This is a genomic window from uncultured Sneathiella sp., assembly GCF_963976355.1.
Classification (GTDB): Bacteria; Pseudomonadota; Alphaproteobacteria; order Sneathiellales; family Sneathiellaceae; genus Sneathiella.
The window spans coordinates 308,967-319,819 of sequence record NZ_CAXBKA010000004.1 but is presented as its reverse complement, the minus strand read 5'-3'; the positions used below and the strand labels follow the sequence as shown (position 1 = coordinate 319,819).

10 protein-coding genes are annotated in these 10,853 nt (G+C 50.6%); 6 read left to right on the top strand and 4 right to left on the bottom strand.

The features are described from left to right. Positions 1-282, top strand: coding sequence for a DUF2160 domain-containing protein (locus AAC599_RS11755; RefSeq protein WP_340150591.1), 282 nt, complete (start codon positions 1-3; stop codon positions 280-282). A 19-nt stretch (positions 283-301) separates the two neighbouring features. Here AAC599_RS11755 and AAC599_RS11750 read toward each other — a convergent pair whose 3' ends face one another. Continuing rightward, on the bottom strand, positions 302-1,189 hold the full coding sequence (locus AAC599_RS11750; RefSeq protein WP_340150590.1) for an alpha/beta hydrolase: 888 nt from the start codon (positions 1,187-1,189) through the stop codon (positions 302-304). Positions 1,190-1,452: 263 nt separating this feature from the next. Here AAC599_RS11750 and AAC599_RS11745 point away from each other — a divergent pair, with 263 nt between their 5' ends. From AAC599_RS11745 to AAC599_RS11725, 5 genes are all read left to right on the top strand, one after another. Next, entirely contained in the window at positions 1,453-2,028 is a 576-nt protein-coding gene (locus tag AAC599_RS11745; protein WP_340150589.1) for a GNAT family N-acetyltransferase, read from the top strand. Positions 2,029-2,205: 177 nt separating this feature from the next. Continuing rightward, a complete protein-coding gene (locus tag AAC599_RS11740) occupies positions 2,206-3,063 on the top strand; it encodes a TauD/TfdA family dioxygenase (RefSeq protein WP_340150588.1) in 858 nt (285 codons plus the stop codon). A gap of 116 nt (positions 3,064-3,179) precedes the next feature. Next, positions 3,180-5,978, top strand: a complete 2,799-nt coding sequence (locus AAC599_RS11735) for a YdbH domain-containing protein (RefSeq protein WP_340150587.1) — start codon at positions 3,180-3,182, stop codon at positions 5,976-5,978. 19 nt (positions 5,979-5,997) lie between these two features. Then, positions 5,998-6,198 carry a YnbE family lipoprotein gene (locus tag AAC599_RS11730; RefSeq protein ID WP_340150586.1) on the top strand — a complete coding sequence of 67 codons (201 nt, stop codon included), beginning with the start codon at positions 5,998-6,000 and terminating at the stop codon, positions 6,196-6,198. A 1-nt stretch (position 6,199) separates the two neighbouring features. Next, complete coding sequence (locus tag AAC599_RS11725) at positions 6,200-6,568, top strand: YdbL family protein (protein WP_340150585.1); 369 nt, start codon at positions 6,200-6,202, stop codon at positions 6,566-6,568. A gap of 15 nt (positions 6,569-6,583) precedes the next feature. Here AAC599_RS11725 and AAC599_RS11720 read toward each other — a convergent pair whose 3' ends face one another. From AAC599_RS11720 to AAC599_RS11710, 3 genes are all read right to left on the bottom strand, one after another. Beyond that, the gene (locus tag AAC599_RS11720; protein WP_340150584.1) at positions 6,584-7,048 is read right to left on the bottom strand and encodes an L-2-amino-thiazoline-4-carboxylic acid hydrolase; all 465 of its coding nucleotides are present in this window, start codon (positions 7,046-7,048) and stop codon (positions 6,584-6,586) included. Positions 7,049-7,113: 65 nt separating this feature from the next. Next, positions 7,114-7,998, bottom strand: a complete 885-nt coding sequence (gene yghU / locus AAC599_RS11715) for a glutathione-dependent disulfide-bond oxidoreductase (protein ID WP_340150583.1) — start codon at positions 7,996-7,998, stop codon at positions 7,114-7,116. Between the two features lie 144 nt (positions 7,999-8,142). Next, entirely contained in the window at positions 8,143-10,767 is a 2,625-nt protein-coding gene (locus AAC599_RS11710; protein ID WP_340150582.1) for a non-ribosomal peptide synthetase, read from the bottom strand. Positions 10,768-10,853: the final 86 nt, after the last annotated feature.

Sequence of the window (10,853 nt, the reverse complement as noted above, 5' to 3'; positions counted from 1 at the left end):
ATGGGACTTTCATGGATGGCCTGGACCTGGCCGACAGCAGCCTTTTTCATCTTCATCGGTCTTTGCATTGCCACATTGGGGATATGGGAATATTTCCGACCGGGCGGAGATCCGCGCCGGGGCGTGTTCAGGATTGATACAACCCGCGGGGATCGGCTGTTTATTTCGCTGCTTGGGTCAGCCTTTGTTTTTCTGGCATGGCTGGGGCTTGTAAGCGCCACGTTATACTGGCCACTGGTGATCGTGATTGTATGGACGCTGTTTGTCTTTCGGTATGTATAGGGTGTGACAGGCGTCTGGTTTAAGCCATCCTGCATGCATCCATTATAGCGGTTGCCCATTCATCGGGGCTCTCTTGCGGCAGGTTGTGCCCGGCATTTTTAAAAATACGATGTTCATGCGGCCCCGTAAATTTCTTTGCATGATGGACGGTGCCGTTATTGACACCATCCACGGCGCCATCAATTGATATGGCCGAGACTGTTATCGGCGGTTGTGCGGTAAGTTGCTTTTCGATATCTGCAACAGCAGGATCGCCGGGAGCCAATCCATAGCGATGCCGGTAGGAATGAATGACGACTTCGACAAAATCCGGATTTTCAAACGCCTTGGCCGTTCGATCGAACGTCTCCTTGTCAAAATTCCAGGACGGAGACCACATCTTCCAGAGCTGATAAGCAAAACCGGCCCTGTTTTCTTCCAGACCCCGTCGTCCCCGTTCTGAGTGGAAAAAATACTGATACCAAAGGGATGCCTCAACAGCGGGCGCTGCTGGTTCCATCGCTTTTGCGATGTCCTGTATATTGTAGGAGTTTCCGGTTACCAATGCGGTGACCCTTTCCGGCCAGAGAGCGGAAACGATACAGGCGGCACGGCCGCCCCAGTCATAACCGGCCAGAAGCGCCCTCTCTATTTTCAGGGCATCCATAAGAGAGATCAGATCATATGCAAGAGCGGCCTGCTCTCCCGATCTTGGAGTCTCATGTGAAAGGAAGCTTGTGTCGCCATAGCCCCGTAAAAAGGGGATAATGACCCTCATACCGTTTGTAGCGAGAACTGCTGACGAAGTCGTGTAGGCATGAACATCATACGGAAATCCGTGGCACATTATTATAGGTGGGCCGTCGGCAGGCCCATATTCATAGTATGCCGCATTCAGGACACCTGCCTGGATCGTTTTTAGTATCATATTCCTGCTTTTCTCTATGGCTGGTCGAAACGTATTTTATGGAGCCATAGTACTTTACCACAGGTACTGTTTTTCACGGCCAATTCAGTCAATTGTAATTGCAGATTTTTTAACATATTGAAAAATATAAAAAAATTACTGTGACATAACTCTACCATAAACCTGCTGTTTTTCTGAAAGCACCGCCATCATATTGCAGTCCGAAAAGCGCGTCTGTGGTTCGGCGCGACAGGATACATTACTTAATATGCAAGGAGAGTAAAATGAGTGAAAATGTAACTTTCAGGCCCGCAGCAAAGAGTGATGCCCAGCATCTCGCACATCTGGTGAATTTTGCAGGGGAAGGTATCCCGTATTACTTCTGGCAGAAAAATGCAGCACCGGGGCAGGATCCTTGGGAAATCGGGAAAAACCGGGCGGAGCGTGAGGAGGGCAGTTTCTCCTACCGCCATACCGTCGTTGCAGAGATTGACGGGAAGCTGGCTGGATGTCTGGTGACATATGTTTTGCCAGAGGATCCCGAACCAATAGATTATAACGAAATGCCACCCATCTTTGTTCCCATTCAGGAACTGGAAGACAGCGCGCCTTCCACGCAATATGTGAGTGTACTGGCAGCCTATCCGGAGTATCGAAACCTCGGTATCGGCTCCAGCTTGTTGGCGGTTGCTGAAAAGGAAGCCGGAGGGCGTGCGATGAGCATCATTGTTTCAGACGGAAATCCGAATGCTCGGCGGCTGTATGAGCGCACGGGTTACGTAGTGGAACGCCTCCTGGCAATGGTTAAGGAAGACTGGAAGGGAGAGGGCGACAACTGGGTCCTGATGATCAAGAAATAGAATTCCATCACTGCGCTCCCGGCATCTGTCGCTCATTCAGCGGATGCCCGGAGTGACACTGAGCTCTGGACGTCGGGATTTCATGGCAGTATGATGAGACATTGATGTCGACGGGATCAAGCAAGACTAATCAAGAATGACCGTCGTCACTTGGCTTTTTCTGGGAGGATTGATGCCATGAACTTCCAAGTTAAACCGGTCGATGCAACTTTTGGCGCCATTGTGACGGGGCTCGACCTCAGATCTTTGAATGATGATGATTTTGCCGATCTTTACAGTACCTGGCTTGAATACTCTCTGCTGATTTTCCCGGCTCAGCATCTCTCAACCGAGGAGCAGGTTAAATTTGCGCGCCGGTTCGGAAAGATGGAATTTGACCTCGCTCCGATCAGTAATGTCGATCAGGCTGGAAATATCATCAAATCAGATGAGAATGACATGGTGAAAATCCTGAAGGGTAATATGGGGTGGCATCAGGACAGCACCTACATGCCCGTTCAGGCAAAAGGGGCGGTTTTCAGTGCCCATGTCGTTCCTGCAACCGGTGGCGAAACGGGATGGGCGGATTTGTCCGCTGCCTATGAAGCGCTGGACGAGGCAACACGGACGCGAATTCAAGACCTGAAGGCCTATCATTCGTTATATTATAGCCAGCAAAAAGCAGGCTACAATCAGAAGAAGAAAAACAGCGAATACAGCGGATACGGATTCTTTGACCAGGAACCGCCACTTCGACCACTCGTCAAGATACATCCCGAGACCGGTCGTCCTGCGCTGACCATAGGACGGCATGCCTACAATATCCCGGGGTTAAGCGAGAAGGAATCAGCAGAATTTCTGGAAGAGCTGGTTGATTTTACCTGTCAGGCGCCGCGCGTATACCATCATCATTGGGAGGCCGGTGATTCCGTTATCTGGGATAATCGCTGCTTGCTGCATCAGGCAACACCCTGGGATATGAACGAGCCGAGGGTAATGTACCATTCCCGGATTGCCGGTGATCCGGAAAGTGAATTTGCTCCCGGTCATCCCTAGGTTCCTCTCGGCCGCTTGCTTTTTCGGTATGCCCATGTAAATGACATAGGGTCATTTGAGGTAGGGCAATGTCAGCAGGCAGGAAAACTCGATATATCCGAAGGACGGTTCTGGGCTTGGCCCTCCTGGTCGCAGTGCTGCTGGCGCTCGCCTTGTTTTTCCGTGCGACCGCTCTTGAAATCGCTGCAAAAATTGCGCTAAACGCTTATGGATTTGACGAGGTGTCGCTCAGCATCCGATCGGTAGGGACGGGCAATATCCGGATCGAAAACCTCTCTCTCTCTGACCAGATATCCGTGAATAATGTGACGGTGGCTTACCGCCCCCTCTCCTTGCTGTCAGGACAGATTGACGGCGTTAATATCGAAGAGCTGCGACTCGATATTTCGAATCCGGATCAGGGAGCGCTTAAGCGCATTTCCGAGATGGCGGATGGAGAAGGGGCCTCGGTAGATAAGGACACAAAACGCCCCTATCCAGAGATGCAATTGCAAAAGGGGATAATCGTTGCGGAAAACGCAAACTTCTTCCTCTCCGGTTCCTTTACGGGAAACCTGTCCTCTGACCAGAGAGTGAAGGCGGAGAGTGTATTTCAGGCGCGCGTCGAGACAGCGGCCGGCCCCATACTTCTCGAGAATACAGAGTTTTCCATTGAGGCAGATATTGCCGCTCAATCGGCCGCTGTCGAGCTTTCGGAGGGAGTGTTTCGCCATGATGTGGACAGGCCCGATTGGGCGCCGTTGTCACTCACCGGAACAGGACAGCTGGTTGATGGCAATGCAACTGTTCAAGTGGCTTTGCAAACCTCGGAAGGCAAGCCTCTTGCGCAAGTCGAGGGACATTATGAAACGGCAACCGGAAACGGGAATGTTCAGGCTTCTTTAAGCCGCTTATCCTTTCGGCGGGACGGTTTTCAACCCTCCGATCTGTCCCGCTATGCTGCCAACCTGCCGTTGTTCGACGGAAATCTGAATTTTACGGCGAAGGCGGAAATTGCGGGGAAAGCGGTGGTATATCAGGCAGAAATTGAAATGAGCAGCCTGTATGTGGAATTGGGCGATGGAGGTGTTTCGTCAGAACGGTTTCCGATTGAAATTAACGGGCGATATCTGCTGGAGGACGGAACGCAGGACACGAAGGTTACGGTTCCGAAACTGGACGCTGTTCTGTCCTATGTGGGGCAGGAATTTGCTGTCAAGGACCTTGCGGCGTCATTAGACATAGTCAATTTAGCGGAAACGGTAAAGCTGGCATCGCTTGACGGAATCGTGACACATAATGCCGCGACTACCTATTTCCCTCCCTTGTTATTTAGTGCTTCAGGCGAGATGAAGGGTAGTCAGGAAGTTTCGATAAGCAGTTCGGTTCGTGACGAGATGGGCAAGTTTGATCTCGATCTCGCGGCCCAGTATCAAATCGAAAACGGATCAGGAAATGTCTCTCTTTGCTTGCCGCCCACAACCATTGGATCACAGGGCATCATGCCGTCGGGCTTTTCATCGCTCTTGAAGCAGATGGATAGTTTGTCCGGTGTTATGAAGGGGCAGGCGAAGATTACCCGGGAGAACGACGGGAAGCTTGTCCTATCGGCGATGGAGGCCGAGCTGTCCGACGGGGGCTGGCAAGATGTTGATATAGAAGCTAAGGGGCTTACCCTGGCAATTACGGCCAACCAAGCCGATGCAGACGCGCCAGTGCGAGCCGATATAGTTGGGAAAGCGGGAAGCGCGCGATTTAGAGAGCAAGGAATTGCCATTCCGCATCTTGAGGCCTCATTTGAGGCAGAACATCAGAATTTACAAGCTGTGCAATCGGGTCTTCTGACCCTTTCAAAGCTGACAATAGCCCCCGGCGATGGCGCTCTTTTCAAGGAAATCCAGACTGTTACCGGAACCGGGCGGTTAAGGGAGAATGATCTCGACTTTACGCTTGATGCCACGACAGACTTTCTCGGGTCATACCTTGAGATAACGGGCCGTCATTCGCTTAGCTCTTCGGATGGACGCGCTCAGCTAAAGGTTAAGCCGATCTCTTTTGCAAAAGACGGACTTCAGCTTGCAGACCTCGTCTCGTTTGACGCCGGAGTAATCCTTGATGGCCAGGTAACAACTGATGCAACGGCCAGTTGGACGACAAGCGGTCTGAATTCTTCAGCGGAGGTACTGTTGGACAACCTGAGCGTCGAAGCATCCGGCGGCAGTGTCTCTAACATGAACGGGAAAGTACATATCGACGAACTGCTCCCGCTCACGATTTCAACACCACAGGAAATTACGGCGGAGACCGCCGTTGCCGGTATTCCGCTGAAAGAACCGGTCATTCGGTTTCGCGTACTAACCGAAGATGGCGATCCTCAGCTATTTATTGATCGGATGGCACTTGGATTGGTTGGGGGGACTGCTGTCATAAATGAGGCCGTTATCGATACGGGAGCAGAAACCAACCGCATTGAAGTGCAGCTTACCAGTCTTGACCTTGAAGAGGTGATGGCGCTCAGCAATGTTGAAGAACTCGTGGCGACGGGTAAAGTGAGCGGCCGTGTCCCGCTTGTCTTTGGTGGCAAGCGCCTGATCGTTGATGAAGCGTTGTTGGCCGCGGACGGTCCGGGCGTTTTGAAAATGAGCTCTGAAGCCGCCCGCCGGGCTTTGGAAGGTGGCGGGGAACAGGCAATGCTTCTCCTCGACATACTGGAGAATTTTCAATATTCCGAACTCTCCATTGAAATCGTAAAAACGCAAAGCGGCGAAGATACGGTCAAACTCCATGCTGAAGGTGCCAATCCGGAAATCGAGAACAATCGGCCGGTGGTTCTGAACATCAATCTCACGACCAGTCTCGACAAGATATTTAATACCGTGCTGGAGGGCTATCTCTTGTCGGAAAAAGCGCTCCGTGCTACCGTTGATGGACGCTGAGTTTAGTGAGGGACAACCTGTGGCGAAACGAACTGTTCTTATGATATGTGGTGTGATGGCTTTTCTTGTCGCCGCTGCATCCTGTACGCCAAAAGTCCAGGTCGAAGCACCCTCGGAGCCGATTACCATTAATCTGAACATCAAGCTGGATGCTGAAGTGCGCCTCAAGATCGAGGAGCAGGCAAAAGACGACATAACCAATAATCCGGGGATATTCTGATATGCCAACTGGAAAAATCAATGGACAACTGAATCGCAGAACGTTCCTTCGTGGTGCGCTGCTCTCTGCTGTGATTGTTTCAGGGCTGCCTCTTTTTTCCGGCGCCGCATGGGCGGATCAACTTGATGACCTGCGTGCATCCGGAGCTGTCGGGGAAGCGTTTGACGGATTTGCCCGCGCCCGGGGCAGCTCAGCAAAAGCGTTTGTCGACAACTTGAACGAACAGCGACGTGCAATTTACGTAAAGCGTGCGAAAGACCAGAATGTGAGTGTTGATCAGGTAGGACGGGTTTACGCTGCACAAATCCTGAGCAAGGCCCCCAAGGGGACCTGGATTCTTGGCGAAAACGGCAACTGGACTCAGAAATAGCTTGGAATAGCGCGCTTACTTTGCGACTTTTTGAAAGCGGAAGTCACACATACCATCCCCTTTCATGCAGGTTTTCTCGCGTTTGAGTTCCAACCCCAGACCTTCTGCCAGCGCAAAATCACAGTTGCAGATTAAAAGCGGTCCGAGATCGCGGGCCTCCAGTTGCTCCATCATCTGGGTATACGCACATTTATGAACATCGACATGAAATTCGCTGTCGGTTCGTTTCTGCACATCGAACTCAAAGTCGATACCAATACCGAAGGAGGCAAACTCCGCTTCCAGTTTCGGGATGGTCGTTGGCTCTTTGCTGGCACGGACTTCTGAAATGGCCCGGTTGCGCTGATCCAGTGTTTCGCGCACAAGCGCATGCGCTTTCTCCTGTCCAAGCACTCGCTCCATAGCGCGTACCAGCGGTATCTGCGCCTCAACGGTCAGTTTGATATGCTGAAAAGGGGTAATGTTAATGTCTTTTGTCATTTTATTACGTCCCTTCCTGGAAAGGCCTGTCCGGCTATATGGACGAACAGGCCTAGACTAAAAAGCTAGCTCGTTTCCTTTGCCGCCTCTATTTTATCCTGCGTTTTCGTTTCAAAATCACTGGCGTCATGGCGCTCGCGTAGCTGCTCTTCAAGGGGCCCCATGGCGCGATTGACCATCCGGCCGCGTTGAACCGGGATGCGTTTTCCAATCTCCTCAGTCCAGCGGATGACATTCTTGTAAGTTGACGCATCAAGAAACTCAGCGGCCTCATACACCTTGTTCTGTACCAGCGCCCCGTACCAGGGCCAGATAGCCATGTCCGCAATCGTATATTCATCGCCAGCAATGTATTTGGTGTTCGCGAGCTGACGATCCAGGACATCCAACTGGCGTTTGACTTCCATCGCGAAGCGATTGATCGGATACTCGAATTTTTCTGGTGCATAAGCATAGAAATGACCAAATCCACCGCCAAGATAGGGCGTGCTGCCGATTTGCCAGAAGAGCCAGGAGAGGCATTCCGCCCGGCCTTCCGTATCGGTCGGGATAAAGGCACCAAATTTTTCGGCGAGATGTAACAGGATCGCCCCTGATTCAAACAGGCGAATTGGTTTGTCGCCGCTGCGGTCCATCAATGCTGGAATTTTGGAATTAGGGTTTACATCGACAAAGCCGCTGCCGAACTGATCACCCTGTCCGATATTAATCAGCCATGCGTCATATTCCGCACCGGAAAAGCCGGCTGCCAGCAATTCTTCCAGCATGATGGTGACCTTCACACCATTCGGTGTGCCAAGGGAATAAAGCTGCATTGGATGCTTGCCGACCTGCAACTCCTTCTCGTGAGTAGGTCCGGCGATGGGGCGATTTATATTGGCGAAGCGGCCCCCGCTTTCCTGTTCCCATTTCCAGACTTTAGGAGGTACATAGGCTGCTGTTTCACTCATTTCGAAACTCCATTCACGTGCCGCATCATGTGGCAGGTGACATTTGATTTTTTAAGCGCCCGTCGTCATTCTGTACAATTTTTGACTAAAGGTCTACCGGCACATTTATGTTTTGGTGAGTTCTGTCACTATTCGAATGATTGCCTAACCCACTCGGCTATGCAGAGGCTTCTCAACTTGTGCTTTTTCGAGATAGGCAGTGAGTTTCGATGCTAATTCGCGAACATTCGGTTCTTTCATTATTTCGACATGTCCGCCCGAAATTTCACAAATTTCAAGATTGCCATTTACAAGTCTATACCATTCCTTGTGAATGTCAGGATGAATGGAAATCGGTAATTCAGTGCGAAACAATGTGGCATTCCCGTTATAAGGCGTGGGATGGTAATTCCGCGCATTCAGGGAGTTGATGTCTATATTGCTTAAAGGACGTTTTTTTTGCGTCTTTTTTCCTTTCGTTGAGGAAAGGAGTTTTAGCCTTACTGCACTGGTGACAGCCTTGTTAATGTTCTTGATCCGCTGGAGCATATAATCCGGCTTTTCCCGCATGGGAAGACGCAGCCAGATCCGGAAATGTCGTATTAGCCATTCCTGTGGCGTTATATATCTTTTGCTGTTGGGAAGGTAGCTGTCCAGCAATCCCAGAAATGCTATTTCTTCTCCAAGGGCGGAAAGTTTTTGGGCAATACGATAGGCGACAAGTCCGCCAAAGGAATGACCGCCGAGGAAGTAAGGGCCGGTGGGCTGGAGTTCACGTATTTCGCCCAGATAGAAGTCCGCCATGTCCTCGATAGAGGCGTAGCGAGCGAAATCGTCTCCGGAGTGAAATTGCTGAATTCCATAAAATGGTTGGTCAGCTTCCAGATGTCGAGCTAACTCACGATACCCAAGCACCTCACCGCCAATGGGGTGAACAAAGAAAAGAGGAGGACGGCTGCCGTTCGGTTGAATGGGGACAATACAGGAAGCGGTTTGCTCTTCATCGATCAGCTGTGCCAATTCACGGATTGTGCCTGCTTCGAATAAAATGTCGCGGGGAAGGCTGCGGTCCAGTTCTTTTTCAATACGTATGAAAAGGTCAACAGCCTGTAGCGAATCGCCGCCCAGTGCGAAGAAATTCTCGTTTGGGCCGATGTCTTCTTTTTCAAGCACCTGTTGCCAGATATTCGTCAGCTTTTTCTCGCTGAGGGTGCTGACACGATGCACATCGTTTTGGACATTGAAGCTATCGGATATCGCGGAGTCGAGCTGATGATGAAGCTTGCGACGCTGAGGCTTTCCGGTTGCCGATTTCGGAATTTCTTCGACAAAAACAATATGGGACGGGATTTTATTTGGAACCAGAGTTTTCTTCAGAAATGCCTTGATTTCACTCGCTGATGCGGATTTTCCTGCTTCCAATACTATCGCGAGCGCGAGATCATCCCCGAGCGTTTTATGCGGCAGGGGATATGCGACTGCCTCGCGGACAGCCTCATGCTCCAGTGCTGCTTGATCAATTTCGGTTGGAATGATTTTAATGCCACCCCGATTAATCATCTCCTTCAATCGGCCCGTAACGAACAGAAACCCATCTTCATCGAGATAACCTTCATCGCCGGTATGATACCAGTTCTTAGTGAACGCTTCACGGTTCGCGTTGGGATTATTCTCATAACCGTCAAACGAGGTGGCGCGTGTGACCACGATTTCGCCTTTCTCCCCTGGCTGAACCGGCGCCTCGTGCTCATCAATTACAGAAATCCGGGTTCTGTCCGGCTGACCGACGCTTCCCGGTTTGTTGGGCAGCGGCGGAAGGTTGGTACAGGACATGAAACTGGTTTCTGCCGATCCGTAGGCTTCGACAACCGGAGTTTCGAATATTGTTTTCAGGTTTTGAGACACTTTCTCGTCAAGATGCCCAGTTCCGGTCCGTAACATGCGGAGTGATGGCTTAATGGAATCAATAGTTTCCCTGTAGTCAGGCGCTTTTCTCTCAATAGAATGAAAGATCGTATAGCCTCCGGAAATTATTGTAGGCCGTGCTTCGACAAGGGAGTGAAATAAAAGATCGACATCATTGTTCCTGATAGGGAAAAAACTGGCACCAGAATAAAGCGAAATGAGCATGCCAGCAGAAAAGCCACCTGTATGGAAGAGAGGCATGATATTCAGCATTCGGTCTTCACAGGTCAGTCCAAGCATCTTCGCCATATTGGCTAACCGCGGCATCATATTATGATGTGATAGTGGGACGGATTTTCCATAACTGGTAGTGCCGGAAGTGGAAAAAATAACCAGCAGATCATCCTTTTCAGCAGCCTGTGGTGCAATTGCTGCATTTGTTGCCGTCTCTCCTGTAAGACATATACTTCCGGTGATTTCCGGATTTTGCTTCTCAATTTCCAGAGTTGGGATATTCAGTTTTTCAGCCGCTATTCGCGCAGGGGAGTCCAGCCCCTTTTCAATTGCAAGTGCGCTAATCTTTTTGGCTCGAAAATGTAGATAGAATTCACCCGTGGTCAAAGCGGGATTCAGCGGCGCGACCGTCGTACTGCAGGCGAGCGCCGTCATCGCGGCGGACATGTCTGCTCCGCCGGAATGAACAACGGCAATTCGGTCATTTCGACTTAGACCGATTTGCGACAGAAAGTTACGGAATTCATCGACGATCTCAGACAATCCAAGGTATGTGAGCGGCTGCCGACCTTTTGCGAGCAAGGCTGGCGCATCTGGCGTCTCGCTTGCCCAGAATGACTTTATATCATCAAGTGTTTGAAATGATTTCATAAAAACCAACTGGCAATTAATGCGACAGTGATAAAGCATAAAAATTAAATTTTTGCATACCGTTTGTTTTCTCTCTCATCCTTACT

Excerpts from the sequence above, each read along its gene's own strand:
- AAC599_RS11755 (WP_340150591.1), top strand. The coding sequence starts at position 1 with ATGGGACTTTCATGGATGGCCTGGACCTGGCCGACAGCAGCCTTTTTC.
- AAC599_RS11750 (WP_340150590.1), bottom strand. The coding sequence starts at position 1,189 with ATGATACTAAAAACGATCCAGGCAGGTGTCCTGAATGCGGCATACTAT.
- AAC599_RS11745 (WP_340150589.1), top strand. The coding sequence starts at position 1,453 with ATGAGTGAAAATGTAACTTTCAGGCCCGCAGCAAAGAGTGATGCCCAG.
- AAC599_RS11740 (WP_340150588.1), top strand. The coding sequence starts at position 2,206 with ATGAACTTCCAAGTTAAACCGGTCGATGCAACTTTTGGCGCCATTGTG.
- AAC599_RS11725 (WP_340150585.1), top strand. The coding sequence starts at position 6,200 with ATGCCAACTGGAAAAATCAATGGACAACTGAATCGCAGAACGTTCCTT.
- AAC599_RS11720 (WP_340150584.1), bottom strand. The coding sequence starts at position 7,048 with ATGACAAAAGACATTAACATTACCCCTTTTCAGCATATCAAACTGACC.
- yghU (WP_340150583.1), bottom strand. The coding sequence starts at position 7,998 with ATGAGTGAAACAGCAGCCTATGTACCTCCTAAAGTCTGGAAATGGGAA.
- AAC599_RS11710 (WP_340150582.1), bottom strand. The coding sequence starts at position 10,767 with ATGAAATCATTTCAAACACTTGATGATATAAAGTCATTCTGGGCAAGC.